Annotated in this window: 17 protein-coding genes, 1 tRNA gene and 1 pseudogene; 13 read left to right on the top strand and 6 right to left on the bottom strand. The window is 43.0% G+C overall.

Annotation, left to right across the window (positions count from 1 at the left end; translation table 11 throughout):
- The first annotated feature begins 175 nt into the window (after positions 1-175).
- From KE626_RS04135 to KE626_RS04120, 4 genes are all read left to right on the top strand, one after another.
- Complete coding sequence (locus KE626_RS04135; RefSeq protein WP_211971597.1) at positions 176-556, top strand: plasmid mobilization protein; 381 nt, start codon at positions 176-178, stop codon at positions 554-556.
- On the top strand, positions 553-1,593 hold the full coding sequence (locus KE626_RS04130) for a relaxase/mobilization nuclease domain-containing protein (protein WP_211971596.1): 1,041 nt from the start codon (positions 553-555) through the stop codon (positions 1,591-1,593). The genes KE626_RS04135 and KE626_RS04130 overlap by 4 nt, the downstream gene beginning before the upstream one ends.
- A 25-nt stretch (positions 1,594-1,618) precedes the next feature.
- Positions 1,619-2,173 carry a hypothetical protein gene (locus KE626_RS04125; protein ID WP_211971595.1) on the top strand — a complete coding sequence of 185 codons (555 nt, stop codon included), beginning with the start codon at positions 1,619-1,621 and terminating at the stop codon, positions 2,171-2,173.
- A 111-nt stretch (positions 2,174-2,284) separates the two neighbouring features.
- Positions 2,285-3,307 carry a restriction endonuclease FokI C-terminal domain-containing protein gene (locus KE626_RS04120; RefSeq protein ID WP_211971594.1) on the top strand — a complete coding sequence of 341 codons (1,023 nt, stop codon included), beginning with the start codon at positions 2,285-2,287 and terminating at the stop codon, positions 3,305-3,307.
- A gap of 42 nt (positions 3,308-3,349) precedes the next feature.
- Here KE626_RS04120 and KE626_RS04115 read toward each other — a convergent pair whose 3' ends face one another.
- The 3 genes from KE626_RS04115 to KE626_RS04105 all read right to left on the bottom strand — a co-directional run bounded on the left by KE626_RS04115 (position 3,350) and on the right by KE626_RS04105 (position 5,583).
- Positions 3,350-3,859: a DUF4411 family protein gene (locus KE626_RS04115; protein ID WP_211971593.1), complete on the bottom strand. Its 510-nt coding sequence runs from the start codon at positions 3,857-3,859 to the stop codon at positions 3,350-3,352.
- Entirely contained in the window at positions 3,856-5,028 is a 1,173-nt protein-coding gene (locus KE626_RS04110; protein ID WP_211971592.1) for an XRE family transcriptional regulator, read from the bottom strand. Before KE626_RS04110 ends, KE626_RS04115 begins: the two co-directional genes overlap by 4 nt.
- Before the next feature lie 120 nt (positions 5,029-5,148).
- Entirely contained in the window at positions 5,149-5,583 is a 435-nt protein-coding gene (locus KE626_RS04105) for a helix-turn-helix transcriptional regulator (RefSeq protein ID WP_169190228.1), read from the bottom strand.
- Between the two features lie 169 nt (positions 5,584-5,752).
- On the opposite strand from KE626_RS04105, the gene KE626_RS04100 reads away from it, so the two are divergent.
- Positions 5,753-6,259 (top strand): hypothetical protein, encoded by a 507-nt coding sequence (locus KE626_RS04100; RefSeq protein WP_211971591.1) that lies wholly within the window; start codon positions 5,753-5,755, stop codon positions 6,257-6,259.
- Entirely contained in the window at positions 6,249-6,920 is a 672-nt protein-coding gene (locus KE626_RS04095) for a hypothetical protein (protein ID WP_211971590.1), read from the top strand. Before KE626_RS04100 ends, KE626_RS04095 begins: the two co-directional genes overlap by 11 nt.
- Positions 6,921-7,063: 143 nt before the next feature.
- Here the strand turns inward: KE626_RS04095 and KE626_RS04090 are convergent, their stop codons facing one another.
- Entirely contained in the window at positions 7,064-7,780 is a 717-nt protein-coding gene (locus tag KE626_RS04090; RefSeq protein ID WP_211971589.1) for a hypothetical protein, read from the bottom strand.
- Positions 7,781-8,025: 245 nt separating this feature from the next.
- On the opposite strand from KE626_RS04090, the gene KE626_RS04085 reads away from it, so the two are divergent.
- Both KE626_RS04085 and KE626_RS35150 read left to right on the top strand, forming a co-directional pair.
- Positions 8,026-8,184 (top strand): hypothetical protein, encoded by a 159-nt coding sequence (locus KE626_RS04085; RefSeq protein WP_211971588.1) that lies wholly within the window; start codon positions 8,026-8,028, stop codon positions 8,182-8,184.
- A gap of 45 nt (positions 8,185-8,229) precedes the next feature.
- Positions 8,230-9,012, top strand: a pseudogene (locus tag KE626_RS35150) (recombinase family protein); the annotation flags it as partial.
- Positions 9,013-9,742: 730 nt separating this feature from the next.
- Here the strand turns inward: KE626_RS35150 and KE626_RS04075 are convergent.
- Positions 9,743-9,816, bottom strand: a tRNA-Pro gene (locus KE626_RS04075).
- A gap of 162 nt (positions 9,817-9,978) precedes the next feature.
- Positions 9,979-10,857, bottom strand: coding sequence for an MBL fold metallo-hydrolase (locus KE626_RS04070; RefSeq protein WP_211971587.1), 879 nt, complete (start codon positions 10,855-10,857; stop codon positions 9,979-9,981).
- A 158-nt stretch (positions 10,858-11,015) separates the two neighbouring features.
- On the opposite strand from KE626_RS04070, the gene KE626_RS04065 reads away from it, so the two are divergent.
- From KE626_RS04065 to KE626_RS04045, 5 genes are all read left to right on the top strand, one after another.
- Entirely contained in the window at positions 11,016-11,522 is a 507-nt protein-coding gene (locus KE626_RS04065; RefSeq protein ID WP_211971586.1) for a GNAT family N-acetyltransferase, read from the top strand.
- A 170-nt stretch (positions 11,523-11,692) separates the two neighbouring features.
- Positions 11,693-12,874, top strand: coding sequence for an efflux RND transporter periplasmic adaptor subunit (locus KE626_RS04060; protein ID WP_249207236.1), 1,182 nt, complete (start codon positions 11,693-11,695; stop codon positions 12,872-12,874).
- A 33-nt stretch (positions 12,875-12,907) separates the two neighbouring features.
- Positions 12,908-16,081: an efflux RND transporter permease subunit gene (locus tag KE626_RS04055; protein WP_211971585.1), complete on the top strand. Its 3,174-nt coding sequence runs from the start codon at positions 12,908-12,910 to the stop codon at positions 16,079-16,081.
- Positions 16,082-16,105: 24 nt separating this feature from the next.
- On the top strand, positions 16,106-17,524 hold the full coding sequence (locus KE626_RS04050; protein ID WP_211971584.1) for a TolC family protein: 1,419 nt from the start codon (positions 16,106-16,108) through the stop codon (positions 17,522-17,524).
- 59 nt (positions 17,525-17,583) lie between these two features.
- Positions 17,584-18,690, top strand: a complete 1,107-nt coding sequence (locus KE626_RS04045) for a sensor histidine kinase (RefSeq protein WP_211971583.1) — start codon at positions 17,584-17,586, stop codon at positions 18,688-18,690.

Genomic DNA, 18,690 nt, shown 5'->3' with positions numbered 1-18,690 from the left:
CCATGATGGAGAAGGTATGCCCCTTACAATGTATTTATAGTTTGAAAGATTAGGGAGTTATATAGGAGCCAGCTATGTTTTGGTAAAACCAAAACTACTGGCTCCCCTCATGCTATCGCATTCGATGAGAATTTTTTTCATGCTATCGCATTCAAAAAATTAAGAGGAGGAAGATATGGAGCAGCAGAATGCACAAACCAAGAACAAGGGAGGCCGCCCCAAAAAAGCGGTGAAAAAAGATCAATTACTGGCCGTGAAATGCAGTCTTTATGAAAGACGTGTTATTGAAGCAAACGCCAAAAGTGCTAACCTTTCAGTTTCGGAATACCTGCGGGAAATAAGCATGACCGGAAAAATTGACAGGAAGGAAAGAGCATTGCCCAAAGAAGTTTTGGAACTAACTGGCACGCTCAATCATATGGCAGCAAATCTTAACCAGATCGCTAGAAAGCGAAACGGGATGGAAGAATTAAGTCCGCTTGAACGTGCCAATCTGAAAGTACAATCAGGGGAATTAAAAACATTAGCATCAAAAATTAAAAATTATTTCCAATGATCGGCTATGTAGGTACAGGAAGTTCCTTTTTTGAATGTATCCGTTATTGTTTGCAGGATAAAAAGGAACTGTCTGAAGAAAAGAAGCAGGAACTTTCCCTAAAGGATAATCTACAGTACAAGAACCGGGCGGAAGTTCTGAGCTACAACAAATGTTTTGGGAATTTAAAAGAGCTGTCCGGGCAATTTATTGATGTCGCCAAACTTAGCAAACGGATAGAAAAGCCGGTATTTCATTTTTCCTTACGGCTGGCTCCCGGCGAAACTCTTACTAATAACCAGCTTATTGAAGTTAGCCGGGAGTGCGCCAAAGAATTTGGCGTAGCAGATAACCAATATATCTGCGTACTGCATAAGGATACCAACGAGCAGCATATTCACATTGTTGCCAATCGGGTAGGTTATAACAGCAAAGTCGCCAGCGACAGTAACAGTTATAAAAGAATGGCAGCACTTTGTCGCAGACTGGAAAAGCAATACAAGCTACAGGAAGTATTAAGCCCCCGCGCCTTTTTATCCCCTAAAGACAGGCTATTACCCCGGCAGGATCAGCGAAAAGAAAAACTGAAAACAGATATTCGGCAGACCTTAGAGAAGGTAAGTAGCTATTCTGAATTTGAGCAGCGGATGCGGACTTTAGGGTACAAGTTGATTAAAGGCCGGGGAATTTCCTTTATTGATGATAAGAAGGTAAAAGTAAAAGGTAGTGAGGTAGGTTTTTCGCTGGCGAAAATAGAAAGAGTTTTAGCCCTGAAACAAGAGCTGGCAACTAAACAGGCTGAACAAAAAATATACGAAGCAGCTATCCGGCACGATACTACAGAACAACAAAAGTTATCCCCTGCTCAAAAGATGTTCCGTGAAACGCAGCGAGCGACATATATTGAACATTCGCCCATTGTTCCCGTAATAAAGGAATTGAGTAGTCTTTTAGAACTGCTTCTACAGCCTGTAGACACATCTAACTATTTGCCATACGAGTTGACGGAAGAGGGTATCAAGCGAAGAAAGAGGAAACAGAAATCCCACAGGATTTAATCATTAATCAGAAAATTACAATTTTATGGATACCACAAAGAAAATAGGAGATATTGAAAAAGACAGTTTAGAACTGGTACTGGAAGAATTTACGGAGGAACAAAAGTTACACACAAAAACCGTTGACGACCTGGTTAAAGCCGTCAATGGTCTATCTGGAAAATTTATCGAATTTGAGGAAAAACTGGAGAAGCCGAAGGGAATAGACATTTTAACGGATACCAAGCCAATGCAGGAAATTGTGAAAAAAGGCATTATAGACATGAAATTGACGGTTGCCGCACAGCCTAAAAATGTGATACGAAAATTCCAGCTATTGCTTTTCCCGGAACAGGATGCGAAATTGTTTTATAGGGTTGTTTTTGGCCGTTGGTTCCTTTGGCTGGTAGTAATGCTGCTCCTTACGAATTTGTACAAATTTAGTATCCATTGGAGCGAAAACCAGAAGGAAATACAACAACAACAATTAGAACATGACAGGATAAAGAAGGCGTGGAACCTTATGTATTCCCAGCATGGGAAAGGGGTTAAGCGTCTAATGGACAGTGCCTATAAAAAAGCCGAAGAATACAAAAAATAGTATCTTATAATGATTTAGTAGTCAAAATGCTCCTACGGCTAATAACATACAAGTAAAAAAATGCCTATATTTAATCACAATAATAATCAAACTTGGGTCAAGTCGTAAAACATGAATATTGCTAGAGATACTACTGTAACAAAGGAGCTTATTAAATCCGAGTATTCAAAATTAAAGGAACACCTGGGACATCAGCCCTCAAGCAAAGATTTTTATAAACAGACAAATATAAAAGAGTATCACGTAATTACTCATTTCTTATTCTATTCAAATCTAGTTGAAGAAATGGGAGATATTCGTAAATCTTTTGGGCAAGAAGATTATGGAGATGAAGAATACTGGGAAAATTATGGTAATCTGATAAGAAAGATTGGGAAAACCCCAACAGCAGCGGAATGGCGATTTTATCAATGTAAACCACTAATAAGCTCTTATATAAAGAGGTTTAGCAAGAAATGGAGTGAAATACCTTCTTTGTTTTTAAATTATGCCACCGACAAACCAGAATGGCTGGATATTATTCCTCTAATCCCCTCCGTATTAAAAGAGAATGTCCAAATTCCCATAATCAATAGCTCACTTGAATTTAAATACTCGCAATTTATTCCTCCGATACTTAGTGATTTTTTAACCCTTTCCACTTCTGAAGAAAAAAGCACTGAATTTGAAAGGAAAGTTAATTTAATATTTCAGATGCTCGGCTTCGAAGTCAATAATTATGGACAGGGTACAGGCAGAAATCCTGATGGGATTGCAAAAGCAACACAATTTGGGTACGCAATTCTTATAGATGCAAAAGCAAGAAGAGATACCTACCAGATCGGAACCGAGGATAGAAAATTCATTGAATATATTAAAACACATATCAATACTCTAAATAGGACAGGGCATAGAATTGTTTATTTTTTAATTGTATCAAGCAATTTTAAATCTGTATCCGATATTTCGTTGAAAAATATCCTTAGAGAAACTGGCATTAGTACGACATTAATAACTGCGTTCTCACTTCTTAAGATCCTTGCAAGAAAAATAGAGCAGCCTAATAATTTACCCTTAGACAGGATAAAGGATATATTTATTACTCAAGGGATAATAACGGATAAACAAATTGAAAAATTTCTTTTGGCTAAATGAGATGGGGAATAGGGAAGTCGATTTTGGGGCAAGGCACTACCCCTATTTCCTTAATGAGCACATAAATTGAAGGTCTAGTTCCTGTATAAATTCAAAGTCATTAATCCAACGAATGCCCATATTTTCACAAACATTGGGGATTTTTATTTTGACAGAGTTTAATGCCGTAACCTTTTCTTCTTTTGTAACTACTGTCGCATTTTCATTTAGCGCATGTGCAATTACCCAAGGATCAGCTAACGAACGTGCTTTAGTATTATCAACCAAATTCTTATGAACTGGGTTATTTGAATATATTTTCTGTAGACAAACGGTAACAGGTTCTGATATTTTATGAATTGGTATCTTACTGTTCTTTAACCATTTTGATAAATCATCTTCGGTTCTTACAATTTCTTCATATACCATTTCAGGAATAAATATTACTCCTTGTTTGCCTAACTCTATTAGAACATTCCAATAGTCAGGGCAGAATTTTGGATTATAATACTTTTGCCAAGCCTGAATTAGCACGTTGGCATCAATACAGTATTTATTTGCCGTTGCATTCATCTATATAGTTGCGCCTCTAGTTTTTGAAATTTATTTACCTGCACGTTCAATAAACTGCTTGCAACGGTCGGTTCAATGTACCCGCCACGAAATGCGTCCAAAACGGTTTGAGTAAAAAGTCGGCTGTTTCTATTTAACTGAAGAAGAAAATAGTTAGGTCCCCCTTTCTTATCCTTCTGTTTCGCCTTCTTTTCCAATTCCCGTTTTAGGTAATCTTGATATTCAATATCCGCTTCTTTTTTCAGTTTCTGATATGCGGAAATCGATATTAAATCCAGATTCTTCACTCTTACCAAAAGAGCATATGAACTTACGCCTAATGTCTTAGCTATTCTAAATACTTCCTTTGAGTTTTGGAAAATATTAAAATTGAGATTCAATATAATATCTTCTGGCATCAAGGCATTTGCGGCTACTTCATTGCAAAAAAGCTCAATAGGGTGGAACTTATCTCCGTTTTTAATCTCCGGCTCAATCGCATTTGATATTCCTGTTGCTGCAATCCAAATATGAGCAATTTCATGGACAAGCGTGAACAGTTGAGGGGCATTCCAATCCTCTGAATTAACAAAAACAAAGGGAGCATATCGATCAGAAATGGCAAATCCCTGAATTTCGTCAGAATCAAGTTTTAATCTGGAATGTATAAAACTTGTTCTTGAAACAAAGATTCCATTCTTCTCTGCCGCATCAATCCACTCTTTTATTGGCGCGTCCGTTTTATAATTCGGTGGATTAATATTTAATGTTTTAAGTATATCCTGCGCCACAATCTTGGGATTATCCTTAATTGAAAACCTTCCCACAAAAGGCAATGAATGTTCTCCATTTTCAGAATAAACATCGCTTATCCATGCTTGCTTCTGTTGTATTTCTCGTATTATAAAGACGGAAGAAGTTGTTAGCTCTTTAGAATCTTTTTTCCTGAAATCTTGTAGTGGTTGAAAATCCCTAGGAATTTCAGGTAAGAAAAATAAGGCAAAAGGTCGCTTGTACGCTTTAGCCAAAATCTGAGCTTGATTAATAGTAGGTTGGCTTGTTCCATCTTCCCACTCCTTTAATTTATCCACCGTTACGGAAGCCTTGGCAGCAGCACTTTCTTCGGACATTCTTGCCGATTCTCTTGCCCACTTGAGGACGTTTGGTGTTATATATGCTTTGTCTGCCATTAGGTGCTAAAGGTAAAAAATTGAAAGGAATTCCGACAGTTGGTATAGTGTCCAACCCCATACTCAGAATTAACCAAAAGGGAAATATATACAATTGAAGGTCGCTCGGAGTTTAAGAATTTACTTCCCACCTTTCTTTTCGCTCAACAGTTTCTCCAGAATTTCAACTTTCTCTCGTTCACTTTGCAATAGAGCTTCGTATAATTTTTCATTCTTATCTACCGTTTCGACCCATTTTTCAAAAGGGTTAAAGGTGCATTTATAATATTGAGCGTATGCAACAGATTCATCCTGAAAAGTATTGGAAATAATATTCACTGCTGCCTCTTCGCTAAAATTTTTTATAGCTTCTGCTGGCACTTTTAATGCCTTTGCAACCAGCTCCAATATATCAGGTTCAACAGTTTCCTTTCCTTCCAGTAAGGAAATTTTCTTTTGGTTCCAATCGTCGCCTAGTTCAAATGCCAATGCCTCCTGCTTAATGCCTAGCATTTCGCGGAACCGTTTAATATTGTGTCCTTCATGGGTTTTATTACGCATATCAGTGGATGTCATAGTACAAATATAACTAATTTCTACTTGCTAAAATATCCTCAAAAATAGGATTAAATACTTACTAAAGTATCTCTTTTATCCCAGTAATCCATCCCAATAGCGTATAGATTATCTTTTTATCATATCTGAACTTGTATCCATGATTTAAAACCTCTTAAATGTTAAATCTATGGATCAAACAGATAAAATACATCTCAGCCCCCCTTTTAATGAAGATGAATGGCTTAAACTGGTCTTCCTGCTTAGTGATACTCAAAATTGGCTCAATGACTTGGTAGGTACCGCCATGCTACAGGTGCCTATGAAAGACAGGAGAAAGCTATTCCGGCGATCATATTACATCAATGTGAACGCATTGGCACATATCATGGAAAGGCACCATTATAAAATTCCACGGCATCCCTCAGTCAGCAAGTTTACGATTCCTGTCATTGACATATTAGCACTACTGCGGGATGCTTTTACGGCCCCTATAAGTCCGGTTTCTGGTTCCCTCAATTTTCAAAGGGTTATCAACACTGGCAATATTATAGGTTTTGACTATAACCAACTCCCTACCAGTTTTTTAACGGTGCTAACAGATAGCGGTGGCCGTATCATTACAGCTTTTCCCGGTTTTCTGAAATCTCAATCCCCTTTATTTAACTCTCACAATCTACAAACGTATGATATTTGATGCACCCCGTCCGTGGGACAATCTCCCGCTTCGCCTTTCTAATGAGGAAATCAGCCAGCCTTACGAGGTTATCCATGATTTTTTTTCCGCCTTTGAAAAACACCGCACAATCACCATACTTCAACGCTGGTTGTATTCGGTTTGCTCTAACAAAAAATGCAAAGAAAGCCCTTCTACACTGCTATTTTTCTATGAGAAAATTGAATATCTTATTGAAGCAGCCTATTTAATCTCTCAGTTAAACAATTCTGAAAGAAAAGCTGTATTACAGAATGACAGCGAAAATGAAGATTTCAATATCATGAGTGCTGAATACTTTTGTGCTTGGGGTTCCTCAAAATTCACACAAAATCCAGCAAAACTAATTTGGCAGGACTTCCCGCGGAGCTTAAACACAAAAGAGTTTTTCAATCCTTACTCCGTATTCAAAAAGACTTTCAGATTTTACTCTCTTGGTGAATGGCGGCAGGAGTTATCCAATCTTTTCAATATGGCTTTATCAAAAGAAAGTTTGCTAGATGATGGACTGGATACCGATATTTTAAGTGTAGAAAAACACCTGTTAAAACTTATTGATGCTTCGCACCTTATTGATATTAGAGAATTTAGATTAGACTATGTAACGAGCATAAATGAAAAGGCAAGCGAAGATAACGGGTGACAACCATAGAAAACAATGCTGTAGCTATATTTGGACAAAGGGAGCGACTGAAATTCCAGTCGCTCCCTTTGTCCAAATATGCACTGGTTAAGGTATGGCAAGCATTTTCACAGGCGATTGTATTTAGCATTTAAGGGCATGCACTATTTGGCTTCCTTCCTTAGGTGATCGAGCCATTTATTCACCTGTTCCATTACTTCTTTTAAATCTATATTGGGATAATATTTCTGTACGTAATCAGCAAACTGGGCTTTTGTTTTTTCATCTTCCCATTCCAGTACAGTAAGGCTTAACATAGGCCATTTCTTTGTTTGCTGCATAAAGCCGTATAGCGGTAGATATGGCGGTGCATAATAAAGCGAATTTTCTACCAATTCATCATACAAGGGCTTATTAAAAGCCCTTTTCATATCCCGTACTACATCATAGACAATACGAAATCTGCTACCTTGCTGTACCATGACTGCGAGTGCCGGCATTCCCTTATCTTGAAAAAAGACGTACATATAATCAATAAAACCTTCTTCTGTTACGTCACATAGATCTTTGCCATAGTAGGCATATTCCTGCTTAAACAGGTCTAAAGAAAAGTCTGGTAGGTTTTTGTCAATAATGAAATCAATTAATGAATTTTCTTTTTTTATAATATCCTCAATAGAAGGCCCGCCAGTCAAACCTGCTACAGATAAAAAATACCGGGGTTTAGAAAACAGTTCAAAATAGTAGCTTTTAAAAAAGATCGTCTTTCTGTCAAATGTTACCTGTACATACAATGGATAGGTAAGCTTTCCATGAAAGGACACTTGTTTAAGCCGGTCATTGAAATATGTTTTATAGCTAACCTTATAGGTTTTAGTCATTTTTAATTGTTTTATGTTCGTTTATATACAAAATGTATAACAGCCAGTTTATAGGCATTGTTTTACAGTTTAAATTGTATCAAAACATATCAAATCGCACTGTTAATTGTAAAGTTCAGTAAAATTCGGTACAATTTATAAAAAAGTTTAGGTAAAACATAAACTAACAAAACAAATTTCTTATATTAGCATTCGGAAGGATATTCCCTTGCACAGGGATTTTGTGAACTTGATTAAAGCGGGAGGTGCAAATGGACAAAATAAGGCCGGAAAAAGCGGCGGAAATGCTAAAACAAAAGGGAGTAGAAGTAACGGTAGAGCAGGCGGCATTTATACTTGAATTTCTACGTAAATTGGCAAACATTATAGTAGCTCAACATCTGGAAAAACAGCGCAAACAGTAACCTACAACCGAATAAACTTATTTGATAACCCAATATGATTAAAAAATGAAAATAGCTGATTTGTATATCCGGGTAAGTACCGATGAACAAGCAGACAAAGGCTATTCACAGCGTAGCCAGGAAGAATTTTTACGCAGGTACTGCGACATCAATAGCATATCTATTCGCAAAGTAATTTTTGAGGATCATTCTGCCAAGACCTTTAACCGCCCTGAATGGAAGAAATACCTGTTAGAGCTAAAGAAACATAAAGGCAAAGCTGATCTAGTGTTATTCCTTAAATGGGATAGGTTTAGCCGCAATGCCGGAGATGCTTATCAGATGATTAACACCCTCCGCAAATTAGGAGTAGAACCGCAAGCCATAGAACAGCCGCTTGATTTATCTATACCGGAAAATAAAATGATGTTGGCCTTTTACTTAGCGGCTCCCGAAGTGGAGAATGACAGAAGGGCTTTAAACGTTATTCACGGCATGCGCAGAGCAAGGAAGGAAGGCCGTTATATGGGTTTGGCTCCTATCGGATATGTAAATAAAACAGATGAAGCGGGAAGAAAGTATATAGAACCAAAGGAACCACAAGCGGGAATTATCCGGTGGGCATTTGAACAAATAGCAGAAAGCGTATTTAATACAGAACAGATATTTAAGTTGGCTAAAGAAAAAGGGTTTAAAGGCACTAAAAGCCTTTTCTGGTTTGCCATTCGTAACCCCGTCTATTGTGGAAAAATATTTATAGCCAAGTATAAAGAGGAAGAAGCCCGTTTTGTAAAAGGTCAACATGAGCCTATTATATCAGAAGCATTATACTATCAAGTGCAGGACGTACTCGATGGTAGAAAAAGGCATTACAGGCTCAAAGTAGTGTCAAATACTACCTTGCCTTTACGGGGCTTCCTTATATGCCCCAAATGCAGCAAATTGCTAACAGGAAGCGCATCTAAAGGCCATACCAAATATTATTCCTACTACCATTGTTTTGATGGCTGTAACTGCCGCTTTAGAGCTGATAACATAAACGACTTGTTTGTGTGTGAACTTAAAAAGTATATTCCACGCCCTGAAATGGTAGACCTATACAAAATAACATTATCCGAAGCATGGTATGACCAAACTAACCACCTACAAGACGACCGCAAACAACTACTGGCACAAATACGAGAACAGGAAGAAAAGCTGTCGTATATCCGGGATTTACTTTCTTCCAAACAAATAGAGCCTGCGGACTTCCGGGAAATGAAAACAGAGTATGGCGGTAAGTTGGAAAAACTAGAGGCAAAACTAAGCACCAGTAACCATGACCAGATAAATATTGGCGATCTGCTGAACAAAGGGTTGGACAACCTTTTAAAGCTGGATTATGTGTATGAAACCGGGGATATTGAGAAGAAGCGGGAAATAATTAGTTCGATGTATCCAGAAAAATTAAGTTTTGACGGATTTTCACTTCGAACTACCCGCATCAATGAAGCGGTACGCCTCATATACTCACTGGACAAAGATTTTGGCCTAAATAAAAACAGGACAAACGAGAATGAATCTCATTTGTCCTGTCAAGTCGGGGCGGCAGGATTCGAACCTGCGACCTCCTGCTCCCAAAGCAGGCGCGATACCGGGCTACGCTACGCCCCGTCTCCGACTTCTGTGTAGCGGGATGCAAATGTAGGAAATAAATTTCCACAAAAACAAATACTTGCCAGAATTATTTTTCAGTTAATACCATATTTCCCCCACAGGCGAGCCCTCCTTGCTAAAAGAAGCCCCCAAAATGCCCTCTGCCGACCGGTTCCGCTTCTATCGATTTACCGGCGTACCGGATAGTATATCCTTTACCGTTAGTCCGGGCAACAAACGGAACACCGGGATATTAACCGCATATTTATCACACAGGTCTTTAATACTCCGATCAATTGTTTCCGCTGTATACCGTGATGAAAAATGCCCCAGGATGAGCTGCTCTACTGCAATATGACTCACCATCTCCATCACTTCCTCCAGTTTGCTATGCTTATTTTTATGCGCCGCCAATTTCACTCCGCCCTCACTACCCAGGAAAGTAGCCTCATGTATCAGTACGCCCGTCTGATCCCAGCGTTGCATATCCACTACAGGCGTATCGCCGGAATAGCCCACCAGGTTGGTTCTCACCTCCATCGTAGTACTTTCTTTACCCCGCTCCATGATAATTTGTTTTAGCGCTGCGACGGGCAGTCCTGCCAGCTCAGGTTTCACTTTTTGCTTTACCTGCATCACCTTATAACCAACACTACGGATGATATGAGGTTCCGTAGTTACATGTTCATTGCGTACAGGTAATACCACAATATCATCTTTCACCCATATTTCATCTCCCGGCCCTACAGCTTTCCACTTTGTGCCGGTAATATGCGGATCAAATTTTTTTGAAAATGCCTCCATGGCCGGGAATGAGGTGCTGTCGCGCGGATAACAGATCACCGGCAAACCCTCACGGGCATTCAGCTGGTTTAGCTGCAACAGGCCCGTCAGGTGATCCCGGTCGGCATGGGAAATAAATACATAATTGATCTTCCTGCTTTTTTGCAATAATGCAGCGGTAAGTCCATCGCCGGCATCCATTAAAATACCCAGCTCCTCCAGCAGGTACCAGGTGGAAAATAATGCAGTAGAGTATCCTGTTATCGTTAGTTTCATCTGTAAGTCTTTATAATATTATGAAGATAGATATATTATAACAACCAGCCACCATAAAGACTAAAAACAAATCTGATCTGGTAAAAATAAACAAAACTGAATCTGTTTTATTTGCTGTCAATACGTGAATTTTACACTCGCTAAATTCATATCTTATTATGCAGATCATCAACGGAACACCAGCAGACATCGGCATCATATTCAGCTTGTACGATGCCGGCACCCTTCTTCAGAAAAAGGTAGCCCAGAAACATTGGCTGGGATTTGACCGCGCGCTGATAGAAAAAGAAATACAGGAGAAAAGGCTATGGAAAATTGTAGCCGGCAACCAGATCGTATGCGTTTTTTCCATTGCATTTGAAGACCCGTATATCTGGCAGGAGAAGGACAAAGACCCATCCATCTATATTCACCGTATCGCTACCCACCCCGATTTCCGGGGAAATGGCTATGTGAAAAAAATTGTGGAATGGGCCAGGACATACGCCGCCGGCAATGGAAAGGAATTTATCAGGATGGACACCGGCAGTGGAAACGACAGGCTCAATAGTTATTATGTAAGCTGCGGATTCACCTACCTCGGCATCGTTGCCACCGAAGATACGCCTGAACTGCCGGCGCATTACAAAGGCGGCACTTCCAGCTTATTTGAAATAGCATTGTAACCTCACCAGGAGGGAATCCGTAAAAGGTTCCCTCTTGTTGACATAACCCTGAATTTTACCCCTCCCTTTTTCCGGTTCATCCCCCTTTTTTCCCGCTTCATTTACATTGTTCCGGTTCCGGCCCGCATTGCCATTGATATTTGCGCTCTATTAAGCAAAACATAAACCTCATGGCAATGACCTATAAAATATCTTACAGCAACATATTCCCCGGACTGCTGATAGCCGGCCTGCTATCCGCTGCACTTTACGGATGCGGCGCCAGCGCCGGAGAAGCGCCTCCGGCAGGAGCCGCGCCGGAACTGCCGGTGAGCACACTGGATACCAGCAGCGCCCTCACCGGCAGCAGCTATGCAGCTGTACTGGAAGGCAAGGTAAACGTAGATATACGCACACAGGTAGATGGCTATCTCGATAAAATATTTGTAGACGAAGGCAGCTTTGTAAAAGCAGGGCAGCCCCTTTTCCAGGTAAACGATCGCCCTTTCCGGGAACAGCTGAATAAAGACATTGCCAATCTCCATGCCATGCAGTCTTCCCTCCATGCAGCCGAACTGGAGGTAGACAAAGTAAAACCGCTGGTAGATAATAAGGTAGTAGCAGACATGCAGCTAAAAACTGCGATGGCAGCATTACAAACTGCCAAAGCCAATGTAGAACAGGCCAAAGCGGCTGTTGCCGCTTCACAGATCAATGTAGGATTTTCCCTCGTAAAAGCACCTGTAAGCGGCTATATTGGCCGTATCCCGAAAAGAGTAGGCAACCTGGTAGGCAAATCGGATACAGCGCCACTCACCACCCTGTCAGACATCAGCGAAGTATATGCATATTTCTCCATGAGCGAAAATGATTTCATGGAATTCAGCAAAGGCGCTTCCGGTAACACCCTGCAGCAGCAGTTACACCAGCTACGCCCCGTTACCCTGCAATTGTCAAACGGCGACCTGTTCCAGCATAAAGGACGCATAGAAATGGTTGACGGCGCCTTTAATAAAACCACCGCCGCTATCAGTCTGCGTGCTACATTCCCCAACCCTGCCGCTATTCTCAGATCCGGCAACACCGGCAAAGTAAAGATAGAACAGCTTTACAATGGTATCATACAGGTACCGCAATCGGCCACACTGGAAATGCAGGATAAACTGTTCGTATACGAACTGGGCGACAGCAATATTGTTACGCGCAGGATCATCCGGGTGGCGGGCACTAATGGTAGCAACTTCATCGTAAAAGACGGACTGAAACGCGGCGATAAAATAGTGACTGCCGGTATCGAAACATTGGCAGAAGGCAGCGTGGTAATGCCCGCAGACGCCCGTAAGACGGATACTGTTCAAACAAAAGGAAAATAAATGCCGCAGGGCTGCACAAAAAGATATTGAGTTATGCTGAATAAAATAATACAACGACCCGTTCTGGCTACGGTAATGTCTGTGATCCTCGTGATCCTGGGAATTGTGGGGCTTTCCCGGCTGCCGATTACCCAGTTTCCGGATATTGCGCCACCCAGCGTAGTGGTAAGCGCCTCATTCCCCGGCGGAAACGCCGCCACCGTATTACGTTCCGTGGTAACGCCACTGGAAGAAGCGATCAATGGTGTGGAAAACATGACCTACATACAGTCCAGCGCCGGCAACGATGGCGTAGGATCCGTTACCGTTTTCTTTAAACTGGGAACAGATCCCGACCAGGCTGCCGTAAATGTGCAGAACCGCGTGGCACAGGTAACCAGCCAACTGCCTTCCGAAGTGGTACAGGCGGGGATTACCACCACCAAGCAACAAAGTGGCATGATCATGATCCTGGATATTTACAGTGAGGATAAACAAAAATATGATGAAGCCTTTCTGCAAAACTTCGCCAAGATCAATGTGATCCCGGAAATCAAACGTATTCCTGGTGTAGGACAGGCGCAGATCTTCGGCGCCAAAGATTATGCGATGCGTATATGGCTGAAGCCTGAACAGCTCTCCGCTTACAATGTTACCCCTACCGAAGTATTAAACGCCATCCGCGACCAGAGCCTGGAAGCGGCTCCCGGCAAATTCGGCGAAGGAACCGACGAACCGCTGTCGTATGTGATCAACTATAAAGGAAAATTCAACCTGCCGGAAGAGTTCGAAAAAATTGTGATCCGCGCGGCAACAGATGGTTCTGTATTATACCTGAAAGATCTTGCCCGTATAGAGTTGGGATCGGCCAACTACACCACCGACAACCGGGTAAATGGCAAAGATGCCGTTACCATGGCCATCTTTCAAACCAACGGCTCCAATGCCAATGCAATACAAACCACTATCGGGAAAGTGATGGACAACGCCGCCAAAACATTTCCCAAAGGCATCAAATACCAGGTTACCATGAGCACCAAGGAGCAACTGGACATCTCCATTGCACAGGTAAAATCTACGCTGGTGGAAGCCTTTATCCTGGTATTTGTGATCGTATTCCTGTTTCTGCAGGACTTCCGTTCTACCCTGATTCCTGCTATTGCCGTTCCCGTATCGCTGGTAGGCACTTTCTTTTTTCTGCAGCTGATGGGCTTCTCTATTAACATGCTCACCCTGTTTGCGCTGGTACTGGCCATCGGTATCGTGGTAGATGATGCCATTGTGGTAGTAGAGGCAGTACATAGTAAAATGGAACGTACCCATCTGCCCGCAAGAGCTGCCACCATATCGGCGATGAGCGAAATTACCGGGGCCATTGTATCGATTACACTCGTGATGGCGGCCGTGTTCCTGCCGGTAGGTTTTATGGAAGGCCCTACTGGTGTGTTCTACAGGCAGTTTGCCTTTACCCTGGCCATTGCCATCCTCATATCTGCCTTAAACGCATTGACGCTGAGCCCTGCTTTATGCGCGCTGTTCCTGAAAAACACCCACGCCGGCGGAGGTGGCACCACGCATGCCAGACAAGGATTTTCCGGCAGATTCTTTACTGCCTTTAACAGCAGCTTCCAGGCTATGACCAATAAATATACCCGTGGTATAAAATGGCTGATTGCTCACAAATGGGTAAGCATGGGCGCATTGCTACTGGTAACAGTAACCACTGCCTGGCTGATGACGACAGCTCCCAAAGGTTTTATTCCAAATGAAGACGGCAGCTTTGTGGCTTACTCGCTGTCACTGCCACCGGGCGCCGGTTTAGAGCGTACCACTGAGGTATTGCATAAGGCAGACAGTGTGCTGAAGAAATTACCGATGATTGAATCCGCCACGAGCATTTCAGGTTACAACATCCTGAGCAATGGTGCCAGTCCGGCGTATGCCATGGGATTCATGAAATTGAAACCTATTAAAGAACGTGGAGAGATACACAAAATAGATGACATCGTTGGCCTGCTGAACATGGAACTGAGCACTATAAAAGAAGGAACGTTCAGCGTATTTACTTTCCCAACAGTACCAGGCTTTGGTACTTTCAATGGACTGGAAATGGTGTTACAGGATCGTACCGGCGGTTCGGTGGAAAAATTCAGCGAAACGGCCAACCGCTTTATCGGTGAAATGATGCAAACGCCGGAAATAGGTGCGGCATTCACGATGTTCAAAGCAGATTTCCCACAATACGAAATAGTAGTGGATGCCGTAAAGGCAAAACAGCTGGGGGTTAGCGTCAGCGACCTGATGATGACCATGCAAACCTATTATGGCAGTAACCAGGCCACCGACTTTAACCGTTTTGGGAAATACTACCGGGTAATGGTACAGGCCACGCCTGAATCACGTAATAATGCCGGCAGTCTCGAAGGAATTTTTGTAAAAAATGACCAGGGACAAATGGTGCCGGTAAACAGTATCATCACACTGAAGAAAATGTATGGTCCGGAAATGATGAGCCGCTACAACCTCTTTAACTCCATCACCGTTAATGCTATGCCCAAAGCGGGTTACAGCACCGGTGACGCCATTAAAGCAGTGGAAAAACTGGCAGCTGCCAAACTGCCCGCCGGCTACAGCTATGAGTGGACAGGTTTAAGCAAGGAAGAAACCACCTCCGGTAACCAGATGGTGATGATATTTGCGCTGGCCATCCTTTTTGTGTATTTCCTGCTGGCAGCACAATACGAAAGTTACCTGTTGCCGCTGGCAGTGTTGTTATCCATTCCTACCGGTATCCTGGGTGTATTCCTGGCGATCCGGATGGCGGGCATCGACAACAATATTTATGTACAGGTAGGACTGGTGATGCTGATAGGCTTGCTGGCCAAGAATGCCATCCTGATCGTGGAATTTGCGGTACAGCGGCGCCGCGCGGGCAAAACGCTTTTGTCGGCCGCCCTGGAAGCAGCCAGGCTCAGATTGCGGCCTATCATCATGACCTCGCTGGCTTTTGTGGCAGGCCTCATTCCGCTGATGACCGTACAGGGCCCGTCAGCACAAGGTAACCACTCCATCAGTATCGGCACCGCCGGCGGTATGTTATCCGGTGTTATACTCGGGGTATTTATTATACCCGTGCTGTTCGTGGTATTCCAGTTCCTGCAGGAGAAAGTATCCGGTAAAAAGCCGGTCATGATACCTGAACCTGCAATGGCAGCAGCTACCGTTTAACACTCATCTTCCAAAAACAAAAAAATGAATACACATAGATCACTTTTCCTGGCCGTTGCCATATGCAGTATGATGGTAACGGCCTGCAGGGTGGGCAAAGATTTTCACAGACCGGAAGTGACCATGCCGGAACAATACCGCAGCGCTGTTTTGCCGGCCGACAGCAACAATATCGGGTTGCTGCCCGTAAAAACATTTTTCACCGACCCGGTGCTTCAAACACTGATCGACAGTGCTATTTCCCGGAACCTGGATCTGCGGGTAGCAGTGAAGAACGTAGCCGCCGCCTCACAAAGCCTCAAAGCAGCCCGTTTAGGCGCTTTACCCGAGCTTAACCTAACTGTACAAGGCAACCGCAACTGGCCGTCTAAAAACAGCCTGAATGGCTCTTTATCGGAGCAGTTTATGGGCACAAAGTACATGGACGACTATAATGCCAATGTGGGTCTTACCTGGGAAGTAATTGCCTGGGGAAAGATCAGCCATCTTAAAGAGGCAGCACTGGCATCTTACCTTCAAACAGCAGAAGCTTCGAAAGCAGTTCAAACGAGGATTGTAAGCGATGTGGCGCAGGGTTACTATAACCTGCTGATGCTGGATAAGCAACGTGAAATTGCTGTCAAAAACCTGGGGCTGACAGACAGCACCCTCAAAATGATGCAGTTCCAATTTACCTCGGGGCAAATTAATAGCCTGGCCATAGAACAAACGCAGGCACAGCGCCAGGTGGCAGCAGCGCTGATTCCACAGATAGAGCAGGCAACTGCCCTGCAGGAAAATGCCCTGCAGCTGCTTACCGGGAACATGCCAGGCAGCATTATCCGTAACAGCCGGCTGGCAGATATCCGTTTTGACCTGCCACTGTCGGCAGGTGTGCCGGCAGCATTACTGGCGCAACGGCCCGATGTGCATGCTACAGAACTGGCCGTGCAGGTGGCTAACGCAAAAGCCGGTGTGGCAAGAGCCAGCATGTATCCGGCTTTGAACATCACCGCCAGCGCAGGGGTTAACTCATTTAAAGCCAGCAATTGGTTTAATATACCAGGCAGCCTTTTTGAAACAGTAGGCGGCAGCCTTACGCAGCCCATCTTCCAACGCAGGAAATTAAAAACAGACTGGGAAACAGCGAAAATAGAATGGGAGAAGAGCGAATTTGATTTTAAAAAATCAGTGCTTTCAGCCGTTGGAGAAGTGTCGGACGCCCTCGTGAAAATAGACAAGCTGCAATCGCAGTATGCGATCACACAGGTGCGGGTGGAGAAACTGCAAAGCGCTACCCGTAATGCCGGCCTGCTGTTTCAAAGTGGCATGGCCACCTACCTGGAAGTAATCACGGCACAAAGTAATGTGCTGTCCAGTGAACTGGACCTGGCAACACTGCAACGTGATCAGCTGAGCGCTGTGGTAGACCTCTACCGCTCATTGGGCGGAGGGTGGAAGTGATAAGTACCACCGAATTATTTATATTTAAGGGTGACTGTACGGTTCACTAAATGCAAACCATGAACGATAAACAAACTACACAGGAAAAAATATTCAACAGGTATTACCGGATATTTATTATCCCGATGATATTTCTCCTGTACTACCTGTTGTCCTACCTGGTAAATCCTTATAGTAAATACTGGTCGCTCACAACTACCCGCAGTTGGGATGACCTGCTCGCCGAAGGTGTTGTAATGATGCTGATCTGCTGGCTGATCACAGAACTCAGCCTCATTTCCGCCCGGTTAATGGACAAATGGATCCCCTGGGAGAGATGGCCGGTAAGAAGATTTATTACACAGGTTTGTTACCAGATCATACTGGTGTTTATACTGCTAAAGGTGGTGATGATCATACTCACCTTTATATTCGGGCCACCACCCGAAAGAGGAGACAGCGGCCCGGAAAAGCTGGATGAATGGCAGTTTGTATTTGTATGCGTGATGCTCTCCATCCTGATCAGTGCTGTACATACCGGCAACTATTTCCTGCAACGCTGGAAAACATCCATGCTGGAAGCCGCCGCACTGAAACTTAATGCCGCAGAACTTCAGCAGATAGCCATGCAGGCGGAATTACAGTCGTTAAAACTGCAACTGGATCCACACTTTATGTTTAATAATTTCAGCACGCTGTCGGCGCTGATCCAAGAAGATAAAAACACAGCGCTGGCTTTCCTGGAAAACCTTTCCAGGGTATACCGCTACATGATCATTAACCTGAACAACGATATCATTACCCTCCGGGAAGAGCTGAAATTTATACAGGCATATACTTACCTGATACAGATCCGTCACGGGGAAAACGTAGATATACAAACCGATATTCCGGAAGAGATTATTACCAGGGGTATTCCCCCTATCACCCTGCAGCTGCTGATCGAGAATGCCATCAAACATAATGTGGCCTCAGCTGCCCAGCCTTTACATATTCATATTTACCTCAACGGTGAGGGAAAACTAACTGTCAGCAATAATGTACAGCGCATCGCCAGCAATATGCCGTCTACCAAACTGGGTCTTCAAAACATCCGGAACCGGTATCGCCTATTGTCCGACCTCTCCACTGAAATCAAAGAGGAAAACGGGTCGTTCCTGGTGATGTTGCCCTTACTCGATTTTTAA

Source organism: Chitinophaga hostae (assembly GCF_018224885.1).
Lineage (GTDB): Bacteria > Bacteroidota > Bacteroidia > Chitinophagales > Chitinophagaceae > Chitinophaga > Chitinophaga hostae.
The sequence above is the reverse complement of the archived record's forward strand: the minus strand, read 5'-3'. Positions and strand labels throughout refer to the sequence as shown.

Bases quoted from the DNA above. Each gene is read 5' to 3' on its own strand.
- KE626_RS04135 (WP_211971597.1), top strand. From the start codon at position 176: ATGGAGCAGCAGAATGCACAAACCAAGAACAAGGGAGGCCGCCCCAAA.
- KE626_RS04130 (WP_211971596.1), top strand. From the start codon at position 553: ATGATCGGCTATGTAGGTACAGGAAGTTCCTTTTTTGAATGTATCCGT.
- KE626_RS04125 (WP_211971595.1), top strand. From the start codon at position 1,619: ATGGATACCACAAAGAAAATAGGAGATATTGAAAAAGACAGTTTAGAA.
- KE626_RS04120 (WP_211971594.1), top strand. From the start codon at position 2,285: ATGAATATTGCTAGAGATACTACTGTAACAAAGGAGCTTATTAAATCC.
- KE626_RS04115 (WP_211971593.1), bottom strand. From the start codon at position 3,859: ATGAATGCAACGGCAAATAAATACTGTATTGATGCCAACGTGCTAATT.
- KE626_RS04110 (WP_211971592.1), bottom strand. From the start codon at position 5,028: ATGGCAGACAAAGCATATATAACACCAAACGTCCTCAAGTGGGCAAGA.
- KE626_RS04105 (WP_169190228.1), bottom strand. From the start codon at position 5,583: ATGACATCCACTGATATGCGTAATAAAACCCATGAAGGACACAATATT.
- KE626_RS04100 (WP_211971591.1), top strand. From the start codon at position 5,753: ATGGATCAAACAGATAAAATACATCTCAGCCCCCCTTTTAATGAAGAT.
- KE626_RS04095 (WP_211971590.1), top strand. From the start codon at position 6,249: ATGATATTTGATGCACCCCGTCCGTGGGACAATCTCCCGCTTCGCCTT.
- KE626_RS04090 (WP_211971589.1), bottom strand. From the start codon at position 7,780: ATGACTAAAACCTATAAGGTTAGCTATAAAACATATTTCAATGACCGG.
- KE626_RS04070 (WP_211971587.1), bottom strand. From the start codon at position 10,857: ATGAAACTAACGATAACAGGATACTCTACTGCATTATTTTCCACCTGG.
- KE626_RS04065 (WP_211971586.1), top strand. From the start codon at position 11,016: ATGCAGATCATCAACGGAACACCAGCAGACATCGGCATCATATTCAGC.
- KE626_RS04060 (WP_249207236.1), top strand. From the start codon at position 11,693: ATGGCAATGACCTATAAAATATCTTACAGCAACATATTCCCCGGACTG.
- KE626_RS04055 (WP_211971585.1), top strand. From the start codon at position 12,908: ATGCTGAATAAAATAATACAACGACCCGTTCTGGCTACGGTAATGTCT.
- KE626_RS04050 (WP_211971584.1), top strand. From the start codon at position 16,106: ATGAATACACATAGATCACTTTTCCTGGCCGTTGCCATATGCAGTATG.
- KE626_RS04045 (WP_211971583.1), top strand. From the start codon at position 17,584: ATGAACGATAAACAAACTACACAGGAAAAAATATTCAACAGGTATTAC.